The sequence below is a fragment of the Acinetobacter sp. ANC_7635 genome (genome assembly GCF_056779945.1).
This window is the reverse complement of record NZ_JBWYIS010000005.1, coordinates 146,170-168,572: the sequence shown is the minus strand read 5'-3', so window position 1 is coordinate 168,572 and position 22,403 is coordinate 146,170. Positions and strand designations below refer to the sequence as shown.

Annotated in this window: 20 protein-coding genes; 9 read left to right on the top strand and 11 right to left on the bottom strand. The window is 39.5% G+C overall.

Annotation, left to right across the window (positions count from 1 at the left end; all coding sequences use genetic code 11):
- Together AC1M89_RS08165 and tusA are read right to left on the bottom strand one after the other, a co-directional pair.
- Window positions 1–145: hypothetical protein (locus tag AC1M89_RS08165; protein ID WP_481614099.1), on the bottom strand; the 145-nt coding region annotated here is incomplete at its 3' end.
- A 107-nt stretch (window positions 146–252) separates the two neighbouring features.
- Window positions 253–510 (bottom strand): sulfurtransferase TusA, encoded by a 258-nt coding sequence (gene tusA, locus AC1M89_RS08160; RefSeq protein WP_035264077.1) that lies wholly within the window; start codon window positions 508–510, stop codon window positions 253–255.
- A 200-nt stretch (window positions 511–710) separates the two neighbouring features.
- On the opposite strand from tusA, the gene AC1M89_RS08155 reads away from it, so the two are divergent.
- Window positions 711–1,550, top strand: a complete 840-nt coding sequence (locus AC1M89_RS08155) for an HlyC/CorC family transporter (RefSeq protein WP_092767211.1) — start codon at window positions 711–713, stop codon at window positions 1,548–1,550.
- On the top strand, window positions 1,547–3,106 hold the full coding sequence (gene lnt, locus AC1M89_RS08150; RefSeq protein WP_481596144.1) for an apolipoprotein N-acyltransferase: 1,560 nt from the start codon (window positions 1,547–1,549) through the stop codon (window positions 3,104–3,106). Before AC1M89_RS08155 ends, lnt begins: the two co-directional genes overlap by 4 nt.
- Before the next feature lie 63 nt (window positions 3,107–3,169).
- On the opposite strand, the gene AC1M89_RS08145 is transcribed toward lnt, so the two are convergent.
- The 3 genes from AC1M89_RS08145 to gspF form a co-directional block, all read right to left on the bottom strand.
- Window positions 3,170–3,502: a hypothetical protein gene (locus AC1M89_RS08145; RefSeq protein WP_481591450.1), complete on the bottom strand. Its 333-nt coding sequence runs from the start codon at window positions 3,500–3,502 to the stop codon at window positions 3,170–3,172.
- Between the two features lie 307 nt (window positions 3,503–3,809).
- Window positions 3,810–4,235, bottom strand: a complete 426-nt coding sequence (gspG, locus tag AC1M89_RS08140) for a type II secretion system major pseudopilin GspG (protein ID WP_228143111.1) — start codon at window positions 4,233–4,235, stop codon at window positions 3,810–3,812.
- A gap of 58 nt (window positions 4,236–4,293) precedes the next feature.
- Entirely contained in the window at window positions 4,294–5,499 is a 1,206-nt protein-coding gene (gene gspF, locus AC1M89_RS08135; protein ID WP_035264068.1) for a type II secretion system inner membrane protein GspF, read from the bottom strand.
- Window positions 5,500–5,651: 152 nt separating this feature from the next.
- On the opposite strand from gspF, the gene AC1M89_RS08130 reads away from it, so the two are divergent.
- The 6 genes from AC1M89_RS08130 to AC1M89_RS08105 all read left to right on the top strand — a co-directional run bounded on the left by AC1M89_RS08130 (window position 5,652) and on the right by AC1M89_RS08105 (window position 12,531).
- Window positions 5,652–7,874, top strand: a complete 2,223-nt coding sequence (locus AC1M89_RS08130; RefSeq protein ID WP_481597487.1) for a primosomal protein N' — start codon at window positions 5,652–5,654, stop codon at window positions 7,872–7,874.
- Window positions 7,875–7,984: 110 nt separating this feature from the next.
- Window positions 7,985–9,865 carry a monovalent cation:proton antiporter-2 (CPA2) family protein gene (locus AC1M89_RS08125; RefSeq protein ID WP_481614097.1) on the top strand — a complete coding sequence of 627 codons (1,881 nt, stop codon included), beginning with the start codon at window positions 7,985–7,987 and terminating at the stop codon, window positions 9,863–9,865.
- 50 nt (window positions 9,866–9,915) lie between these two features.
- On the top strand, window positions 9,916–10,791 hold the full coding sequence (gene hslO / locus AC1M89_RS08120; protein WP_092767221.1) for an Hsp33 family molecular chaperone HslO: 876 nt from the start codon (window positions 9,916–9,918) through the stop codon (window positions 10,789–10,791).
- A gap of 153 nt (window positions 10,792–10,944) precedes the next feature.
- Window positions 10,945–11,868: a DnaJ C-terminal domain-containing protein gene (locus AC1M89_RS08115; protein ID WP_481591453.1), complete on the top strand. Its 924-nt coding sequence runs from the start codon at window positions 10,945–10,947 to the stop codon at window positions 11,866–11,868.
- Window positions 11,865–12,191 carry a chaperone modulator CbpM gene (locus AC1M89_RS08110; RefSeq protein ID WP_035264056.1) on the top strand — a complete coding sequence of 109 codons (327 nt, stop codon included), beginning with the start codon at window positions 11,865–11,867 and terminating at the stop codon, window positions 12,189–12,191. Before AC1M89_RS08115 ends, AC1M89_RS08110 begins: the two co-directional genes overlap by 4 nt.
- 76 nt (window positions 12,192–12,267) lie before the next feature.
- Window positions 12,268–12,531, top strand: a complete 264-nt coding sequence (locus AC1M89_RS08105; protein ID WP_481586754.1) for an HP1242/YdcH family protein — start codon at window positions 12,268–12,270, stop codon at window positions 12,529–12,531.
- Between the two features lie 82 nt (window positions 12,532–12,613).
- Here the strand turns inward: AC1M89_RS08105 and AC1M89_RS08100 are convergent, their stop codons facing one another.
- From AC1M89_RS08100 to rpsO, 3 genes are all read right to left on the bottom strand, one after another.
- Window positions 12,614–13,846 carry a magnesium transporter CorA family protein gene (locus tag AC1M89_RS08100; protein WP_481608952.1) on the bottom strand — a complete coding sequence of 411 codons (1,233 nt, stop codon included), beginning with the start codon at window positions 13,844–13,846 and terminating at the stop codon, window positions 12,614–12,616.
- 106 nt (window positions 13,847–13,952) lie between these two features.
- Window positions 13,953–16,040, bottom strand: a complete 2,088-nt coding sequence (gene pnp / locus AC1M89_RS08095; protein ID WP_481589200.1) for a polyribonucleotide nucleotidyltransferase — start codon at window positions 16,038–16,040, stop codon at window positions 13,953–13,955.
- Between the two features lie 242 nt (window positions 16,041–16,282).
- Window positions 16,283–16,552, bottom strand: a complete 270-nt coding sequence (rpsO, locus tag AC1M89_RS08090; protein WP_035264047.1) for a 30S ribosomal protein S15 — start codon at window positions 16,550–16,552, stop codon at window positions 16,283–16,285.
- A gap of 249 nt (window positions 16,553–16,801) precedes the next feature.
- Between rpsO and AC1M89_RS08085 the strand changes: the two genes are divergently transcribed.
- Complete coding sequence (locus AC1M89_RS08085; protein WP_092767411.1) at window positions 16,802–18,097, top strand: serine hydrolase domain-containing protein; 1,296 nt, start codon at window positions 16,802–16,804, stop codon at window positions 18,095–18,097.
- Window positions 18,098–18,161: 64 nt separating this feature from the next.
- Here AC1M89_RS08085 and AC1M89_RS08080 read toward each other — a convergent pair whose 3' ends face one another.
- The 3 genes from AC1M89_RS08080 to recD all read right to left on the bottom strand — a co-directional run bounded on the left by AC1M89_RS08080 (window position 18,162) and on the right by recD (window position 22,329).
- Window positions 18,162–19,622: a S8 family peptidase gene (locus tag AC1M89_RS08080; RefSeq protein WP_481591455.1), complete on the bottom strand. Its 1,461-nt coding sequence runs from the start codon at window positions 19,620–19,622 to the stop codon at window positions 18,162–18,164.
- Between the two features lie 43 nt (window positions 19,623–19,665).
- The gene (locus AC1M89_RS08075; RefSeq protein WP_035264045.1) at window positions 19,666–19,953 is read right to left on the bottom strand and encodes a hypothetical protein; all 288 of its coding nucleotides are present in this window, start codon (window positions 19,951–19,953) and stop codon (window positions 19,666–19,668) included.
- A 606-nt stretch (window positions 19,954–20,559) separates the two neighbouring features.
- Window positions 20,560–22,329: an exodeoxyribonuclease V subunit alpha gene (gene recD, locus AC1M89_RS08070; RefSeq protein WP_481591456.1), complete on the bottom strand. Its 1,770-nt coding sequence runs from the start codon at window positions 22,327–22,329 to the stop codon at window positions 20,560–20,562.
- Window positions 22,330–22,403 lie beyond the last annotated feature (74 nt).

Genomic DNA, 22,403 nt, shown 5'->3' with positions numbered 1-22,403 from the left:
TAAGGGCATGGCTGCCATCGATGCGTTGTAGGAAGACTTGGCTATTCAGTTGTGAATGACTGAATTGGATGTGGAGGGCTCTGTTTTGGGCAGTTAGACCGAGTTGTTCAATCGTACGCTGAATATTATTGATGAAATTCTTCATGTCAAAATGAGTTAATCATTATTATTTAGATATTCTTAACCCAAATTGTACACGAAAAAATCAATTTTAAACGATATGAATTGTTTCAACCGTTAATTCACGACGGGCTAACCTTTTTTTACCAAATAATGAAATTCTTTGTTCCCATTGTCATCTAAACGTTCTTCTTGCAACAGCAATTCATGACCAAGATGCATACAGAATTTAGGAATATCCCAAGAAGTTGAATTATCTGTTGCAAATACTTCCACCACATCACCAGACTTAGATTTACGAATGGCTTGATGTAACATCATCACCGGTTCTGGACAACGTAAACCACGTGTATTCAACTGGATTTGAGGTTGAACTTGAGAATCAGACATTCAATATCGCCCTTAAAAGATTGGGCGATTATTTTATCATAATTCAATCTTTTCACTCCCAAATTCAGAAAAAGACTCCAAATACAGTGGTCTATGATCAAATAGATCATTAGGAATCAAAATTTTACCAATAGACAAGCGTATTTTCTTCGGTATGATTAAAACTTATTTTTTCAATTGAAGAGTCTTTAGGAAAGATCATGCAAGAGGAATCAGGTACATCGTGGGGTATGCGTGGCTTACGCAAATGGTTAGGCACAGCCCCAGAAACCCGAGATGAACTGTTAAAAATTGTACAAGATTCACGTCGACTACTCGAACCAGATACAGTAGCGATGCTCGAGGGAATCTTTGACCTTCCAGCGACTAAAATTCGTGAAGTCATGACGCCACGAACTTCAATGGTCAGCTTACAAGAAGATGATGAGTTATTGGATATTCTTGATGTTCTCATCGAGTCAGCGCACTCACGTTTCCCTGTATTTTCAACAGATCAACCTGATAACGTCATTGGTATCCTTTTGGCAAAGGACCTCTTACCTTTCTTAAAAGATCGTGATTCGAAAGTAAATGTACATTCGCTGATGCGCCAACCGATTTTTGTGCCTGAAAGCGCGCGTTCTGATCAAGTGCTCCGAATGCTAAAAAACACTCAAACACATATTGCGATTGTGATTGATGAGTACGGTTCTACTTCGGGTTTAGTGACACTTGAGGATATTCTTGAAGAAATTGTGGGTGAAATTGAAGATGAACATGACAATGTCGATGAAGAAGCCAATTTCATTGTTCCAGATCAAACCAGCAACAGCAGTAACACGTGGTTAGTTCAAGCACTTACACCAATTGAACATTTTAACAATGTTTTAAATGCTGAATTTTCTGATGATGAAGTGGAAACTGTGGGTGGACTATTACTGCAAGAAATTGGTTTAGTCAGCGATCTTCAAGGCCAAGTGATTGAATTGGGAGATTGGGAATTTACCATTGTGGAAGCAGATGTCCGTACTATTCATCTGATTCGAGCTGTGCGTAAATGAGAGCCTATTTTCAAAAATTATTGAGTCCTTCAGAAAAACAAAAATCATTACCTTTCATTTATCCACTCCTTATTGCTTTAACAGCAGGTGCGACTTTTAGTCTCGCACTTGCACCTTTTTATTGGTGGTGGCTGGCAATATTATCGCCAGCATTGCTATATGCCACACTCAGTAAGCGAAATCCTAAACAAGCATTCCTCATCGGTTGGACTTACGGTTTTGGTTTATGGTTTGTTGGTGCATTCTGGTTATACACTTCTATCCATGTGTATGGTGATACATCTGCGTTTTTAAGTGTCATCATGATTGCGATTATGGCCTTGGTGATGGGGCTATTTACTGCAATACAAACTTGGATATATCGTCGATTCTTTCCAGAAACACCACTTACTTTTGCCCCTTTATGGGTATTCTTTGAATGGGCAAAAACTTGGGTATTTACTGGTTTCCCTTGGTTATTTGCAGGTTATGCTTTTACCGAGCGCTTCTTAGATAGCTATGCACCTTTATTTGGTGTATTTGCCGTTTCTTTCGTGGTCATTCTCATTGCATCTGCACTTGTTGAACTCCTACGAAAACGCTACTTTTGGGCTATTCCAGTTTCAATTGTATTACTAGGTGCATGGGGCGCATCCTATTTAACTTTTGTTGAAGAAAAAAAATCAGCACCGCTGAGCGTTTCTTTAATCCAAGGTAATATCCCTCAAGATTTAAAGTGGTTAACTGAGTATCAAGTAAAGACACTTGAAATCTATGCACAATTAACACGATCAGAATGGGGACGTGACTTGGTGGTTTGGCCTGAATCATCTATCCCAATGTTTCAATCAGATATCGAACCATTTTTAGATGCAATGGATCAGCAAGCCAAAAGTACCAACACAGCTTGGGTAACAGGCATTCCATATTGGGATTTAAATGAATCTAAGGCATTGGGTTATCCGCGTTATTATAACTCCATGATGGCATCCGGTGATGAAGCTACAGGCTTATATAAAAAACAGCGTCTCGTTCCTTTTGGTGAATATATTCCGCTGTCTGGCCTGTTAAGTTGGGTGTTACCTGCGCTTCAAAATGATCCTTCAATGAGCGGTTTTTCACGTGGTCCGCAGGATCAAGCTCCTTTTTCAATTCACAACCACAAATTAGCTGCTGCGATTTGTTATGAGGTTGCCTATCCGAACCTAACCCGACGCAATGCACTAAATAGTGATTTCCTCGTCACCGTTTCAAATGATGCGTGGTTTACGGGTACGGCTGGTCCGTGGCAACATTTACAAATGGTACAAATGCGAGCAAAAGAAAATGGACGCTGGTTTATTCGTGCAACCAATACAGGTGTAACTGCTTTTATCAACCACAAAGGGGAAATCGTCAGCCAAGCCCCAATTGATCAAAAAGCGGTTCTTCGTGGTGATCTACCTGCAATGGAAGGGCAAACTTGGTATACGAGATTCAGTGATTGGCCAATATTGGGATTGTCATTGATTTTATTGGTGATGGGTTGGTTCTTTAGACCACGTGTTGTCGATGTCAGTTTTAAATCTCGTCGATAACACTTGGTTCAAATCAAATATACGTTCTATATCAAAAAAACCGAGCAAATATGCTCGGTTTTTTTAAATTTGTGTTGTGAGGTAAGACAGCATTGCCATCAAACTCAACATCGGAATAGATCGATAAATTTTAATGAGCAGCGCTTCAAATGTTGAAGATACATCAGACAGCGTCAAAACAGATGCTTTAAGTGCACTATAAAAACTTAAAATCGTAATCGCACTAAATACACTAATCGCCATAAATCCGATCATGATTTGACTGCTTGCATCTGCATTTGACCAAAGATCAATAAATAGATGACTGATAGGTAATAAGCTCAAAATAAGCAGTGCAGACTTGAGCACAGTCCAATGAAATAAATTGATTTCATCTGACAATATTAATGCTTTCATCATTCCCCCTTATTATCAAGCTAAGCTGTTGGCTCCATTATGCAGGGAAAAATTAAAATAAAAAGCCTAATTTTCTTCATATTTTCTGTTTCTTGTAACCATTAAATATGGGAATAATTCTTATTATAAATCTCAAAAACCCTTTATTTGTAAACATTATAATTATCAATTATTTGGGTTAATATTTCTAAATAATAAAGATTATCACTTCACTCAATATTTATTAATTCGATTAAGTGAAGTGATTAATACCATGAATGGTTTTTAATAATGATTTTTAATAATGATTTTTAATAATGATTTTTATTTATGGTGTGTAAAAGATATCAGCATCATTTCCTTCACCACCCTGCTTTCCATCTGCGCCGAATGAATAAAGATCATATGCACGACCTTCCGAACCGGGAATCACATATTGTAAATCATTATCCCAACTATCTTTAGGATAACCACCCTTCACATAACCACCAGGTAACCAATTTTTTGCTGAAGCTGGTTGATTGACCAAGGCATCCAAGCCCCCATCTTGCATCGATGGATATTGGTTATTGTCTAATTTGTATTGATCTAATGCACCTGCAACACCTTTCAGCGTAATGATTGTGGTATCAACCTTCGCTTTCTCACCACGCCCCATGACATTAGGCACAATCAGTGCTGCAAGCACACCTAAAATCACAATCACTACCATCACTTCGATCAGGGTAAAACCAGATTGTTTTCGCATTTTCATCTTGTTTCGCATATTTTCACTCGCTATTTCATTCATTATTAGAATTTATTGAATCTGTTTAAATCATATTGTTCATGTTGACGATTGGCAACATGACAGCAATCACGATCACCAATACAATCGCAGCCATTAACACCAACATTAGTGGCTCCAACAACGCCAATAATGTCGAAATTAATGTGGTAACTTCTCGATCTTGCATCGTCGAAGCTCTTTCTAACATTCGATCCAACTCACCCGAGGCTTCACCACTTTTGATCATTTGCACCATCATCGGTGGAAAATAACCACAGCGTTCAAGTTGCGTCGCCAAATTTCCACCCTCTGTGACCTTTTCAGCCGCGACATTGACTGCATCTCGAATAACCCAATTGCTACTTACTGCTGCACCAATTTTCAACGCGTCGACCAAAGGAACACCAGATTGCGTTAAGATAGATAAGGTACTTGAAAAGCGGGCGGCATTAATACCTCGTGATAGTTTTCCAAATAATGGCAACTTCAACGTGAGACGATCAAAAGCATAATGCCCTGCGGCAGTCCTTAAAAAACGCACCAATAGAAAGAATCCCAACGCCGATGCAACCAATACAAATGGCCAAGCTTGACGTATAAAATCACTAGCTTTCATTAAAGCAACCGTAATCCAAGGTAGCGCATCTTTACTTTGGTCAAAAGTTTTAACGATATCTGGTACTACATAGGTCATGAGTCCCATTACGATACCGAAAGACATCAACATCAAAATAATAGGATAAATCATTGCACCTTGAATCTTCTTTTGCATCGCAAAGCGATTTTCAGTGTAATCAGCCAATTGATCGAGAATAAGATCTAAGTGTCCTGATCGCTCACCAGCAGCAATCGTTGCAATATAAAGTTCAGGGAATCTGCCAGATTGTTGCATCCCTTGAGCCAAGGAATGACCTTCTAAAACCTTTGATCTTACAGATAACATCAAATTTTGCACGTGAGCTTTTTCGCTTTGTTTGGCAACTGCTCTTAATGCTTCCTCAAGTGGGATCCCCGCAGCAACTAATACGGATAATTGGCGAGTCATCAAAGCTAAGTCATAAGCTGTAAACTTTTTTTGAAAAAAACCACCAGTTCGATGCTTGTCTTTTTGTTCTACAGCATCAACTTGTACTGGAATCCATTGTTTATCCCGAAGCTGTTGTCGAATCTGTCGGGCTGAATCACCTTCTAGCACACCCTTTTGCTGCTTTCCTGAAGCATCGATGGCAGTATATTGATATGCGGGCATGATAATGCTCTAATTTTCCTAATTATGATGTCTTAAGAGTTGCCTTAGACCGTTCTCTTCATTCATATTGATCACTTGCAACAACTTGAACACTCTATCACAAGCATTGGTTATCCACGATAAGTTTTCACCATATTGATTGACGACTATATATGACAAATATTTCAGAATTAAGCCAAATTGTTTATCGAGTGCGCATCGCGGTGCCAGTTTATCTATATGATTGTTTTGATTATGAAGTTTCTGCAGAACAATACCAAACTATACACATAGGTTGCCGTGTTCTTGTTTCGTTTGGTCGTCAAAACTTAGTCGGAATCGTACTCGAAAAGATCGCACCGGAAACGCCATTAGATCCGAAAATCAAACTGAAACCCATCACTGAAATCTTGGATCTGCAACCCATACTCAATGATACGATCATTCAGCTCGCGCAGTGGTCTGCTCAATATTATCAATTCCCCATTGGGGAAGTCATGCATACCACTTTGCCGACATTTTTAAGGCAGGGTAAACCCTATAATTTATTAGCTCACTCTTGGAAAGTTTTAAATTTAGACGCTGAAAAGAAAGTGGCTCGATCTTTAAAACAACAAGAGGCTTATAAAATTTTAAAGCTACACCCTCAAGGGACTGCCGAGACGATACTGAATTTGAGTGGTGTGGAAACAGCAACATTAAAAGCGCTTGAAAAGAAAGAAATCGTCGAATGTAAATTGATTCAGCAGGACTTTAGTCCTGAACCTGTACAGCTGGCTCAAATGCCATTGACTGCAAATGATGATCAAAAAAAAGCAATTCAATCCATTTTAAAAGCACAAAATCGCTATCAAGCATTTTTACTCGATGGTTTAACTGGAAGCGGAAAAACTGAAGTTTATTTGCAAGTCATGCAAGAGGTTTTACAAAAAGGTCAGCAAGTATTGGTACTGGTACCAGAAATTGGCTTAACCCCTCAAACTATCAGTCGGTTTCAATCTCGCTTTCACTGCAATATTGTCTTGTTGCATTCCGGACTGAATGACACAAAGCGCCTCCAAGCTTGGCAATATGCTCAAACAGGAAAGGCCTCCATTATTCTTGGTACACGCTCTGCGATTTACACCCCCATGCCAAATTTAGGGCTCATTATCTTAGATGAGGAGCATGACCTGTCATTCAAACAACAAGAAGGTTTTCGCTACCATGCACGTGATGTTGCTCTCTATCGCGCTTATTTAGAGCAATGCCCCATTGTCCTTGGCTCAGCAACACCAAGTATTGACTCATATCATTTGGTGGAGCAAAAAAAATTAACGATTCTGAAACTCGATGAACGTGCTGCAGGTGCAAGCTTACCTAAAATTCATTTAATTGATCTAAAGATTGCTCAAAAACAGCATGGTATAAGCGAACAACTCATTAAAGAAATTCAAAAAAGACTCAATCAAGAAGAACAGGTACTGATCTTTTTAAACAGACGTGGTTATGCACCTGTCCTGATCTGCGAAAGCTGTGGATGGCAAGCCAATTGTCCCCATTGTGATGCACATTTTACGCTTCATAAAAAACCATATGAGCACCTGCATTGCCATCACTGTGGGACAATTAATCGACTGCCTGATCAATGCCCCTCTTGTCAGCAACACACCTTGAAGCCTATTGGAATGGGCACGGCAAAAGTTGAAGAGAATTTACAACATTTATTTCCAGACTTTCCTGTGGTCAGAGTAGATCGTGATTCCACGAGCCGTGTCGGTAGTTGGCAAAAAATTTACGAGCAAATTCATCAAAGTAAACCGATGATTTTACTTGGTACGCAAATGTTAGCCAAAGGTCATCACTTTCCGTATGTAACCTTAGTTGCAATCTTAGATATTGATAGTGGCCTACTCAGTGTTGATTTCAGAGCAACGGAACGAACAGCCCAATTGATTGTTCAAGTTGCAGGTCGTGCAGGACGAGGTGAAAAAAAAGGTGAGGTTTATCTACAAACTTTACGACCTGATCACCCTCTACTCAACACGCTCATTAATAAAGACTATCGTGCTTTTGCTCGTGAAACACTTCATGATCGTCAATCTGCTTTACTCCCTCCAATGCGCTATGCAGCATTAATACGTTGTGAATCGCGTAGTCAGGAAGAAAATCTCAATTTTTTAACCAATATGACACAATCGCTCCAACAACATACTGGTGAGCTGATTGAGATTTGGGGTCCAATTCCTGCGCCAATGGAGCGAAAGGCTGGGCGTTATCAGGCACATGTGGTTTTATTGTCATCAGATCGTGCAAAAATGCATTTCTATATACGAGAATGGTGGCCATTTGTGCTTCAACAAAAACCTTCAACGATGAAGCTCAGTATTGATATAGATCCTCAAGAGCTAAGCTAATCATGAATAGAGTTAAATTATCAAAGTCGAAGACCTGAATTAAATTTACACAGCTAAAGCAGACACGATTACAATTTCATCAGTCCAACATTCCACTTTAGGGAAGGCCAATGCCATTGTTGTTACAAATCACAATTTTTCTAGCTGCCGCATTAATTTTTGTTCCGCTCGGAAAAAAAATTGGTATTGCGACAGTCTTAGGTTATTTGTTTACAGGAATATTACTTGGTCCAAGTGCATTGAATGTGACCAATGATGCCGAAACATTAATGAAATTAGCTGAGTACGGCGTGATTTTTTTGATGTTCTTAATCGGCCTAGAATTACGCCCTCAGCGCTTGTGGAATATGCGTCACTCTATATTTGTGATTGGAAGTGCTCAAGTCTTGATCACAGGTATAATTCTTGTCGCAACCATTTGGCTGTTCTTCCAACAGCATCTTGCTGCTAGTGTCGTAATTGGTCTTGCCCTTGCTTTATCATCTACAGCATTTGTCATGCAATTACTTGCAGAAAAGCAGCAGCTGAATACCGCGCATGGTCAGCAATCTTTCTCTATTTTACTGTTTCAAGATATTGCCGCTATTCCTTTACTCGCCCTGATTCCCCTACTCGCGGGAAATCAGTCTACACATCATGGTATTGCTTATTTTGCCGCTGTTGTTGCAACGTTTACTGGCTTATTTTTATTTAGTCGCTATGTGATGCGACCATTTTTTAGATTCATTGTACAGAGTGGTGCCACTGAACTCATTACGGCTGCTGGACTCTTCATTGTTTTGGCTGTCGTTCTGTTTATGGATATGCTCGGATTAAGCACCACGCTCGGTGCTTTTCTGACAGGTGTATTACTCGCGGATTCTGAGTTTCGCCATGAACTGGAATCGAGCATTCAACCCTTCAAAGGGTTATTACTCGGTTTATTCTTTATGAGCGTAGGCATGATGACACCGATTGATCTCCTCGTAGATCAGCCGCTATTCATTTTTGGTGGGGCATTCGTGCTGATCATCATAAAAATATTAAGCATGGTTGCAATCGCGCGATATTTTAAATTTCAATGCAAAACCAGTGTATTGATTGCCATTTGTCTTGCTCAAGGAGGAGAATTTGCTTATGTGATCTTAGCTGTTGCGAATACCGAAGGTTTAATTACTCAAGCAGTGTTATCCCCTACGATTCTGATCATTGCAATTTCGATGGCACTCACCCCTGTCATTTTCTGGCTTGCACAACAATGGCTCATTCCATATCTTGATCGAAAGACTGATAGCGCTGAAGATGTCCCATTACCAGACACTCATTCAACATTAATCATTGCAGGTTTTGGACGCGTCGGACAAATAGTGGCGCGCGTTGCTTATCTCAATCATGTCAGCTTTACAGCCATTGATAATAATTTAGAAAAAATTGATTTTGTGAGAAAGTACGGTGGTAAAATTTATTATGGAGACGCCTCCTCCCCTGATTTATTGAGATCTGCAGGCATCGAGCATGCTAAGGCCTTTGTACTTGCTGTAGACGATGTGGAAATGTCGATGAATATTGCTCGCCATTTACGTTTGAATTATCCAACGCTCAAACTCATCGTCCGTGCCCGTGATCGACATCATATGCATTTACTTAAAGACTTAGGCATTGAGCATATTTGGCGTGAAACTTTTCTATCTTCACTCGGTATGGCATTTCGCACCTTAACCGCGTTAGGTTTAAGTCAAGAACATGCTCAACATAGTATTGAAATATTTAGAGACTATGATGAGCGTCTATTAGCTGAGCAACAACGCATCTATACGGATGATCAAAAAGTCTTTGAAAGCTATCGAAATTTCTTAGCGGAACTCGAACAAATTTTTGAAAATGATGCTCAACAACATCAACCACTTTCAGAAAGTTTAGATGAAACCATTGATTCTGAAGTAAGTTCTATAGAACGACGCGCTAAGCACTCGCAAAACCAAATTAATGTTTGTCGAGATGAAGAATTTTAACTTGTGATTTACAATATCGTCACCATCTAGACAGGGATTTGGAGAATTTTATGTCTGATTTACGTCAACGTTTTTTTATTGATAACAGCCCTGTTCGTGGTGAAGTCGTACATCTTGAAGATGCGCTTAAAACAATTTTAGCGCAACGCGCCTATGCACCTGCGATTCAAATTTTATTGGGCGAAATGCTCAGTGCGACTGCATTGTTGGCCAGCACACTTAAAATTAAGGGACGTATTAGCCTCCAAATTCAAGCTTCTGGCACCTTAAAATGGGCTATGGCTGAATGTAATCACCTCGGTGAAGTACGCGGATTAGCTGAATATGAAGCTGATCCACGTTTTGAAGAAGCATCAGACAGCAGCATCGTTCTGAAAACTTTGGTCAGTCCAGTTTTATTTATTAATATTGAACCTGAATTTGGCGAACGCTATCAGGGTATCGTGCCTTTAGATCAGCCGAATTTAGCTAAATGCCTCATGCAGTATTATGATTTATCTGCCCAAATCCCAACCAAGATCGTTTTAGCTAGTACTGCTCAACGCGCTGGTGGTCTTTTGATTCAATTATTACCGCGTAACAATGATGAAGAGCAGCAAAAGGTTGATGAAGATATCTGGCCTCGTCTAACCATGCTCACTGAAACTTTAAAAACAGATGAACTTACTGAGCTGGATGCGCAAGAAATTTTGTATCGCTTATATAATGAAGAAGAAGTCAGACTACCTGAAGCTGAACAACTTCAATTTGGCTGTACATGTTCTAAAGAGCGTTGCTCTACAGCATTAATTCAGGTGGGTGCTGAATCTGTGCGTGAAATTTTAGAACAACAGAACCCTATTACCATGGACTGTCAATTCTGTAACACTCAATACAGATTTACTGCTGAAGAAGCTCTTGGTCTATTCGGCGAGCACCTCAGTTAATCCTAAACAGTTCTCTTCGAAAATCAGCAAGTTTTACTTGCTGATTTTTTTTGTTGTAAGAAATTGAAACAATTATTCACCATCTGAACATATTGTAGTCTTCGAAAGTCTGCTCATAATGATTAAAAGTTAATCAACGGTTATTTTTGCTTAATGGCAAATAATTATTATGAGGAACTCGGACTAGATCGCGATGCGAGTCCTGAGGAAATAAAAAAATCATATCGAAAACTGGCTCGGAAATACCATCCCGATATCAGTCAAGCACCTGATGCCGAAAAAAAAATGCAGGCGATTAATACGGCTTATGACACATTAAGTGATCCTTTAAAAAAACAAGAGTACGATCAACAACTCGATCAGTTGAATAGTCAGTCTCCTTTCTCGGATAGTGAAAACCATACAAATCATGAATTTTCTGGCTTTGAAGATTTGTTTGGGCGTTTTGGAACAGGTTTTGGTGGAGGTTATGCACAGCGCTCACACCAATATAAATCCCAGCCGATTCGTGGTGAAGATCAACATGCCAGTATAGAAGTGCCCTTACAAGTCGCTTTTGAAGGTGTCACTCAATCCATCCAATTGCGTATACCCACTTTTAATGCATATGGACAACCTGAAGTTCAGCGAAAAACCCTTGAAATTAGAATCCCGAAAGGGATGAAAAACGGTCAACAAATTCGACTCAAAGGTCAAGGACAAGCTGGTTTATCGGGCGGTGAAAATGGAGATCTTTATATACAGATCCATTATCAAACCACTGACAGCATATATGTCGATCAGGCAGACATTTACTATCACATTAACATTAGTCCTTGGGAAGCTGCTTTAGGCCAAGACATCGAGCTAAAAACCCCCTCTGGAAAGATCAAAGTCAGCATTCCTCAACATACAATTTATGGCAAACAACTCCGTATTAAAGAAAAAGGGATTCCCTCTTCCCCCCCGGGACACCTTTATATAATCCTGAATATTGTTTATCCAAGAGCAGAATCCCCGCAGCAAAAACAGGCATATGAGCAATTTGCTCAAGCATTTACACATTTCAACCCTCGTGATGAAGGAGGTGAATCATGACAACGATTCAGTACCGAGAAGTGTACAAAAATGGATATTTAGAGGCTGAAATCATTGATGACCAATGTATTTTTGATTTAAAGCATTTTGCCCAAGCATGCGGACAAAGTCCTGAATGGGTTTTGCAATTACTTGAATATGAAATTCTACCAGCTCGTTCTGAGCAAAAAATCCATCAATTTTTTGGTGAAGAACTTACTCGAGCACGGAGAGCTTATCGCTTGCAACGGGATTTTGAAGCAAGTCTCCCTGCCGTCGCCATGATGATGGATCTGATAGATGAAGTACAACAATTGCGCAAGCAAGTGAAATACTTCAAATAAAGCAAGCCCACATAAATGCATGTACTGTTACATGCATTTATTTTTTATTGATTAGAATGAAAGGATTAAACCATCAATGAAAGTTAAAGAATGCAATAAAAAGCTGAAAAACCTTTTCCCTGAGTTCCGTGAACTTATTCAGCCTTTAAGAGAAGAAAACCCTCACTTCGCTAAAATTTTCGAGGAACATGAAACGCTAGATCATGAAATTACGCATTTGGAACTAAATCCAGTTAATGTAATTAATGATGATATTGAGTTTCTAAAGCGAAAAAAACTTAAATTAAAAGATGAAATGTATCGTTTGCTCAAACAAGCGCAGATGAACCTTACCCAGTAATTTCAATTTAATATTATAAAATAACGGTGAATCTGGCACTTATCATTCTGACTTAAAGCATAAGTGCCTTATGTGACGTTGACTATTTTAATCGAGTCCAACGTCCCATTTCTCGGAGCGTACCTTTCAATGTTTTTTGAATCGGTTCATACTCCAAAAATGCAAACAAACCGAGTTGTTGCTGCTGGTTTTGTTGAGCCAACAATTCCATCACACTTTTTTCACCGCGCCCGACCATTTGTCTACGATAAAAATACCAAATTAACAAAAGTGTTGTCACACACATGGCTGTGAGCATATACCAAAAGCCATGCGGTGAGTTTAATCCTGGAATAAATTCAAAATTCATTCCGTAAATACCTGTAAGAAGAGTCAGTGGTGCAAATACAGCGGTGATAATTGCTAAAATTCTCATATTTTCATTGGTTTGATTGGCCACTGCTGAAAAGTGCAAATCGATAGCGGCTTGTACTGCATGGTTTAACCGAACACTGTGCTTTTGTATTCTTTCAATATGGCTAATTAAATCATCCATTCGGACGAGCATTAAATTTTGCTTCTCTGCCTTACGTTTAGCTTTAATATGATGATAATTTTCGACAACTTCATCTCTTAATTCTTGTAGGCATTCAACCTGTTCTTCACACAAATTTTCAACTTGTTGAAAAGCCGTGATCTCTTGCAGCAGTTGATTCCATCGATTAAATTTTTGATTTCCTTGTAATAGTTCTCTTTGCCAAAATTCCACACGTTTGGTTAGTGCCACACGTAAACCTAAATAGCCATCCACCATCATATTCAGTAATCTAAGCACAATATCTACAGGGCTCTGTGCTAATTTTCGTGGAATATTTTGTTGCTCTATAGGTCGTGTTTGAATCGCCTGCACTCTTTCAAGATATGTTTCAAATACACGATTACCTCGTTCATGCACTGTGATTAAAACATTTGATGTCATGACAAAACTTACCGGCGTTGTAACAATGTCCGCAGTTTGTTGTTCAGCTGAATGACCATTCTGAATTTGAATGTGGTCATCTGGGGTGATTAATTTTTTAAATATCAATAAATCATAATCATCCAATGCATCAAATACGCAAGGATGCTCAATGTTTTGAATATCTTTAAGATGAAATTCGTTCAACAGAATTCCAGTGTTCTCAAAAATATATCGTTGCCACGTCTCTGTATTTTGAATCAATTCGTGGCGTTCAAAACTCAACCATATAAATTCTGCATCAACATCAGTCGATAATTCTTCACTCAGATAAATATACCCGTCACCTTGATGATAATAATAATTAAACTTTTGCATTTTAGTTATTTTTAAATGAGAACATTTTGATCATGCCATAAAAAAAGCCTTGTGTAACACTCGTTTAAACGAAGCACCACACAAGGCTTAGAATTAGCTTAAATGATTAAGCTTGTTCAATGTCTTTCATTGTAAGTTTGATACGACCACGGTTATCAACATCCGCAACTTGTACCTTAACCTCTTGACCTTCAGTAAGAACGTCTGTCACATTCGCAATACGCTCGTTCGAGATTTGTGAAATGTGAAGCAAGCCATCAGTACCAGGAAGGATATTGACGAACGCACCGAATTCAACGATACGAATGACTTTACCTGTGTAAATTGTACCTGGTTCAATTTCTGCTGTAAGCGCTTGGATTTTCGCTACTGCAGCCATTGCCGCTGCTTTAGTTTCACCAAATACACGTACTGTACCGTTATCTTCGATATCGATCGCTGCTTTGGTTTCTTCAGTGATTTGACGAATAGTTGCGCCGCCTTTACCAATCACGTCACGGATCTTATCAGGATTGATGCTGATCACTTGGAATGTTGGTGCGTGCATTGAGATTTCAGGACGAGCACGTGAAATCACTTGATTCATCTCATTCAAGATATGCATACGACCTGCATACGCTTGATTCAATGCAACTTCCATGATCTCTTCAGTAATACCTTCGATCTTGATGTCCATTTGAAGTGCAGTAATACCGTTTGCAGAACCTGCTACTTTAAAGTCCATGTCGCCAAGGTGATCTTCGTCGCCTAGAATGTCTGAAAGAACTGCGAAACGTTCACCTTCTTTCACTAGACCCATTGCAATACCTGCAACTGGCGCTTTAAGTGGAACACCTGCATCCATAAGTGATAAAGAAGCACCACACACAGACGCCATTGAAGACGAACCATTCGATTCAGTGATGTCAGATACGATACGAATCACGTACGGGAAGCGATCAGCTGGTGGAAGAACTGCTTGAACACCACGACGTGCCAAACGACCATGACCAATTTCACGACGTTTAGGACCAGATTCACGACCAGTTTCACCTACAGAGTATGCAGGGAAGTTGTAGTGAAGCATGAAGTTATCAGTCTTCGTACCTGCAAGGGTATCCACCATTAATGCATCACGCGTGTTACCCAAAGTTGTTGTTACAAGTGCTTGAGTTTCACCACGTGTAAACAATGCAGAACCATGAGCGCGATCTAATACGCCCACTTGTACGTCGATTGCACGAACAGTTTTAGTATCACGACCATCAATACGTGGTTTACCAGACAAGATATTGTCACGAACTGTACGATATTTAAGGTCTTCAAATAATTCGTTAACTTCGTCAGCAATACCTGTTTCGTCATTTTCTGGAACGAATTGAGCAATCGCTTCAGCATGAAGTGCATCAAGTGCTGCATAACGGTCTTGCTTAACCGCAATCGTATACGCTTCAGAGATTTTCGCTTCAAAAGCTGCTTTCAATTGACTACGAAGGTCTTCGTTTTTCGCTGGAGCAACCCAGTCAGATTCCTTCGCGCCAGCAGCTGCAGCAAATTCTTTGATCGCTTGAATTGCAATTTGCATTTCGTCGTGACCGAACAATACAGCACCCAACATTTGGTCTTCTGAAAGTTCTTTCGCTTCAGATTCAACCATAAGAACAGCAGCTTCTGTACCTGCAACCACAAGGTCAAGGTCAGATTGAGCAAGTTGTTCATGACTTGGGTTAAGAACGTATTCACCGTTAATTAAACCAACGCGTGCAGCACCAATTGGACCACGGAATGGTGTACCTGCAATTGCGAGTGCAGCAGAGGTACCTAACATTGCAGCAATATCAGCTTCCATAGTTTTGTCAGATGATACAACTGTTGCAGTCACTTGGATTTCGTTGTAATAACCTTCTGGGAACAACGGACGAATTGGGCGGTCGATCAAACGTGAAATTAAAGTTTCAGCTTCAGATGCACGGCCTTCACGCTTACCATAACCACCTGGGATACGACCTGCAGCATATTGTTTTTCTTGGTAGTTAACAGTCAGTGGGAAAAAGTCTTGACCTGCTTTCGCAGTTGGTTGAGCAACAACAGCAACCAATACAGTCACACCACCCATGGTAATCACTACTGTATTTGCTTGACGCGCCACACGGCCTGTTTCAAGCACAACTTGGTGCTGACCGAATTGGAATTCTTTACGAATAATATTAAACATCGACATGTTCTATTTTTTCCTGATTTTATTCTAGTGGAGACCCCTAAGGTTTGGCATTCACAACACAGGTTTTAAATGACAAAGCTTAGAAGCCGACCTCACTAGAAACACTATTTTTAAACACAAAGAAGGAGCGAAACTATTCGCCCCTTCCCCATGATCTAGTCGAAACTAGATCGCCTTTAGTTTTCAGCAATACAGCATTCAACATGCAATAATCCGAAAATAAAGTTTAAATCGAATTAACGACGTAAACCTAAAGCAGCAATCAAATCGCTGTAACGAGTAGCATCTTTACCTTTAAGGTAGTCAAGAAGCTTACGACGTTGGTTAACCATACGGATAAGACCGCGACGGCTATGGTGGTCGTGTTTGTGCTCTTTGAAGTGACCTTGTAAGTCATTGATTTGAGCAGATAAAAGAGCTACTTGAACTTCTGGTGAACCAGTGTCGTTTTCAGCGCGAGCAAATTTAGCAATGATCTCTGCGCGATCTGCGTTTGTTAAAGCCATTCGATTTCTCCGAGATGCTTATTTAAAAGTATTTGATACAAATCAATGACGCTCTTCAAAGCGGAATTGACTGCCGTGCATCACTACAGCAGCGTGCTATTTTAAAGGAACCCCCCTCAAAAAGCAAAATTATCCGCTCAATAACTTCTGGCAGAAACAATCATCAATTCATGTCGTTAAAGATACTGACTTTTGTTTTTTGGCAGGGCAAACTTGCCTGTTATAAAAACAATGAAACATGGAATGAACGTGAAATTACTCTCTACAAATACGTGCATAGCACCAAAAGACTTAACTACGATCACTCGTCATAAAGACGAAGTTGCGCCAGAACTTGGGGGAATGACGCAACAGCAAATTGATAAAATTTGGCACAGTGTTGAAGCACTTTATCGTACTGGCAATCATCCAATGATCAGTATGTGTTTACGTCGCAAGGGTCAGATATTAATTAATCGCAGTATTGGTTACACAGAACTTGGTCCAAACTATCAAACAGACCCTTCTAAAGTTGCGACACCAGAAACACCGGTCTGTATGTTTTCTGCCTCTAAAATCGTTAATGCCATGTTAGTGCATTTGTTAGATCAACAAGGGAAAATTAACTTACTTGATCCAGTGAGTCGCTATATTCCAGAGTTTGGTGTTAACGGTAAACGACGCGCCACCATATTTCATTTGTTATCACACCGTGGCGGTATTCCTAAAATTGAAACTGAGGTCACTCCAGAGCTTTTATTTGATCGTCAAGGGATCCTGGAGCATCTTTATGCAGCAAAACCGATTGCACCCGTAGGCTCGCAACTCTCTTATCATGCTGTAACTGCTGGATATATTTTAGGAGAATTGGTTGAACGTGTAACAGGACAAGATATTCGTGATTACTTGCACGAACATATTGAAAAACCAATGAATTTACCTTTCTTCAACTATGGTTTAAAACCAGAACTACGTCATTTAGTTGCAAAAAATTATCCAACTGGGATTCACCCTGTCTTGGGGACTGACCTATATCTCAATCGTGTATTAGGCGGAGGACTGCAACTGGCAGTGGATGTCACCAATGATCCCCGTTTTATGGATACCGTCTGTCCAGCAGGAAATATTTACACCAGTGCTGAACAAGCCAATCGCTTTTTTGAAATGTTACTCAATGGTGGTCGTTATCAAGACCAGCAAATTATCAATTCAGAAACGGTTTTCAGAGCAACACTCCCTACATCCAATACAACAATAGACCGTAACCTTTTAGCACCTATGCGTTATGCACTTGGTCCGATGTTAGGCAGTAATCCAATCGGTGTATTTGGCCCAAATACTGGACAAGCTTTTGGTCATCTAGGTTTCTCGAATATTTTATGTTGGGCAGATCCTCAACGGGATATCAGTGTATCGTTCTTAAATACAGGGAAATCTGTGTTAGGCACACATTTAGCCGCTTTAGCAAAAGTGCTATATCAAATATCCAACCAATGCCCAAGTATTCCTAAGGAAAAAAGACGCGCGTTATTTGGAACTGATCAATCTGAAACTGAACGTGTTTAATATCAATGTAAAAAAGGCATCATTTAGATGCCTTTTTTTAAAGTTTTAATCTATTAGCTATTAATTAACCACTACAGATTGTCACAAATAAGAAAGTACGACAGTTACGTTGTGGTGCTGGAGTTGGTGTTGGCGTAGGAGTTGGCGTCACTACAGGTGGCTCAACAACAGGGGGTTGTGGTGCTGGAGTAGATGGAGCACCATTTAACGCAGCAATTAAATTCAAACGAGGTGTGCGAATTGAGTTACGATGATCCGTAACCAAAGCTCCCGTAGACGTCATACGTGCAACAATTTGATCCAATGATTCATTCGGGAAAGCATTATTCGCACGTAACACAGCAACAGCCCCAGCGACGTGAGGTGCAGCCATTGAAGTACCATCCATTGTATATCCGCCAGCGGTAATACGTGAACCAGGTGCCAATAAAGTTAAATTACGACTCGAGTTACTGAAACACGTTACTTTGTCGCTATAAGTTGCACTGTCAGAGCAATTTTTAAATCCAATTGAACCTACATTAGCATCATAAACCGCTCCTACACTGACCGCACCCGCAGTACATGCTGGATAGGATATACCACTCAGATGGCTATCATTACCAGATGCAACAACTGGTAATACCCCATAGCCTCTCAACTTCGAAAAAGAATCTGTAAGTACGGAACTAGTACAAGTTGAGGAATAACTACGTCCATTACCAATGCTTAAGTTTACAGATTTAATGTTTTTGCTTTGGGAGTGGTTCGCCACCCAATTCAAGGCAGCCACTAGATCATAATCGTATGCCGGCCCCCCATCTCTAGAGGTACTACCAGTGAAGACATCAAGCATGACAATTTTTGCACCTGGTGCAACTTTAGAAGCAATTGCTGCAACGTTAGTTCCATGTCCATTAACATCTAACTGATAGTCTTCTCGAGCAACCTCGACAGTTTCTAAAACTTTACAAGTCGATGATGGTACACCTGGCGCTGTACAATTACCAAAATCTGAATGTCGGTAATTAATACCTGTATCTAAGATAGCAATTGTTGTCCCCTCACCAGTATAGCCTTGCGCAGCCGCAGGTACTTGACCAATTAATGGTAGACTTTGAGATGCTGTCGTATAAGAAACATTATTTGGATAAACTGCTTTTACATTCGGGTCATTCAATAAGCTTACGAGCGTGTCACGCTTTTGAACGCGATGAAAGCTATATGGTAAAGCATTATAATCACGTAGTAATTGAATACCACCTAAACGTATAAACCGCGATTGAATCGATTGCTTCTTTTGAGCAAGATGTTCACGAAGTTGAGTGCGATTATTTTCTAAATGATTAGTGTCAACATGATATTCAACGATTAAATCATTTGAACTGTTGTTCAGTAATGCCGACAGATTAATACCACCTTTCGACACTTTTTGTTTTGCCTGATTGTTCAATTGAGCGTTAGCTGCTACAGGACTCATCTGAGCCATCGCAGTTCCGACCATCAAAACACTCAGACATGCGCTTAATGATAAAGTTTTAAACATAATTATTCTCCGTTGTTATGTTTTTAGTGCGCAGGGTAAAAAATTACACTTGATTGGCTGGATCAGTTTCTGGATCAATAGGCTTAATCGAAAAATCGCTCTTCGGATCTACTAAATCTGGAGAATCAGTAACAGGCATCTTCTCAGACTCATTTAAATCTTCGACTTGATCTTCGTTAGGCGATATTGGCGTTTGCTGTCCACTCTCAGGAGCAGATAGAGAATCAATCTGAGCGACTGAGGAAGTGTTTTGATCTGCAGGCTTAAAACATTTATACAACCCAAACAGAACAACACTCACCAAAATGATTAAAATTATGAATTTTTTCATGGTTTTTTTGTAAAGTGATATTTTTTACGCACTTTAATAGAATCGTTAAGTCAAAACAAGTATAAAGATGCCTAAAAATTAAGATTGAGATAAACGGTTAAAAAAGGCCCTATGACAAGTCATAGGGCCTTTTTTGCGCTGTAGATTCTTATATTTTAGTTATGATTCTGTTATTTATATTTTTATTGTAAGTGCTGCACACACATTTATTATTAATACGGTCCTTGTTCTTAAGGTTTCATTTCCTTATATGACTATTTTGCCAGATTCATTATGCAACACAAGTCGCAGTTTTCTGATCTTTATGTAAGAAATTGCGTACATTATGTAATCAATTTAATCTTATATGTATATAAAAAAGCCCTGTAGTCTCTCCCAAAACTACAAGGCTTAGCGGCTGTAAGTTTCCTCTTTTATCACTTACATCATTGTAAGTTCGCAGTCTCTCGACTATAAATTATTGTAATTATGCGATATTGCTCAACTTTCCGTGTTGAACCTTTTATGCAAGCAATCATCGCAAAAAATTGTACGAAGCTCTATGCGCCAATTTCTCGAATCCTTGTAAGATATTTCCTACAAAGGTTTTCTATTTTCAACCAATCGTTAAATATTAGATATAAATAAAGTGTTTAATTTATTCAATAAACCTGTTTTTCTTATTGTTTTAATGTTTATTGCCTCAAATAAAGCATCAGTATCCACCAATAAACTGACTGCTTTTTTTGCCCTCGTAATCGCGGTATACAATAATTCTTGGCTCAATAGACGTGACGCAAACTCATCTAATACAACTGCAGTGTGTTTAAATTCAGAACCTTGCGACTTATGAATGCTCAGCGCATAACAGGTTTGCATTGACTTTGGTAAACGTGATGCTGGAAACCATTGGTCAAGACTTGGAAAATATACTTCATATTGATCAGCAAACTGGCGATGTCTGAGACATATCCCAATATCACCATTAGAAAGCCCGAGTTGATAATCGTTATATGTCATCATGACAGGGCGACCAATATACCAAAGGTCGTGTCGTGATATCCGCATGTGCTGAAATAGCTCCCTTTCAATTTCATCATTCAAACGATTCAATCCCAAATGTCCATGTCTCACTGCAGCTAAGATCCTATAATCATCAAATTTTTGGATAATTTCAGCCACATCCTGCTGCTGATATCCATTTCTGACATAAAGGTTGAGTGCTTTAAAGTAATCCGTAAACCCCGAGCTTAATTTAAGGTAATAGGCTTTTAAATCTTGATCTGAATATTCTTTATTCAAATACTCTAGTTGAACAAGATCCTCTTGAAGCTCAGCTAAATTAATCTGTTGGATTTCAGATGCTCTACAAATCTCCTTCTCAAATTTAGCCAATAGCTCAACTTTCGAGCTTTGTGGTGAGCATTGATGTGACTGGATGAACCTTGCCAAATCACCGATTTTTGCACCTGCTTTGAATCTTCGACTGGTCACTAAATTGACGTGATGGTCATTAAGCGCTTTTACTTGTTGTAAATCCGCCAATACCATCCCCACATCAACCGAGGCCAACTGCTGTGCATCCCCTAACAAGATCAAACGACATTGGTCTGGAATTGCTTCAAAAAGCATCGTCGCGAGATTGAGATCGAGCATTGAGGCTTCATCAATCACCACCACATCATAGGGTAATGGCTTTTTCAGACTGTATTTAGGTTGAGCGCTATGCCCTAAACCCAGAAGACGGTGAATCGTTAACGTATTTTGCTGCTTTAAGTGGGCAATATCCAAACCCATATTGAGCATTGCATCGTCATTTAATGAGTTTTGCAATGCTTCTTTCATTCGCTGTGCAGCTTTCCCTGTCGGTGCAGCCATTGCGATTCTTAACTGATGATTCGACTCATTTAATACGGCAATAATACGCGCTAGAGTATACGTTTTCCCTGTACCCGGACCACCTGTAATCATACTCAGCGCTTGCCTTGATACTATTTCTAAGGCTTGCTTTTGAAATGGATCGATTAATAATTTTTCATATTTTGTGCAATCTACAGGCACTATCGTTTGCTGCTTTAAACGATAAACTTGTTGAGCTAAACGCTGCTCTAATTGCCAATAGCGATATAAATACAAATAGTTCTGATCATAAACAAAAGGCGCGACCTGTTGTTCTGCAAGCTCTGCGCTCACGAGCAACTTACTCAGATCTTGGATAACCTCCCCTTTCAAATCAATACAACTATCGCCGACAGTAGATGCCATCAGAACTTGTTCAATGGTGTTAATGGATTGTTCATTTAAATCATCTGATGAAAGATACTGATTTAGGATATATTCAGCCCAAGTTGTTACCCATTGAGGAACATCAACTTTTTCATTCTGATTAATTTCCACACAGTTATCCTCATAGTTATCTACACATTTATCATCAATATTATCCACAAGATAAATTAATGATTAATAATAAA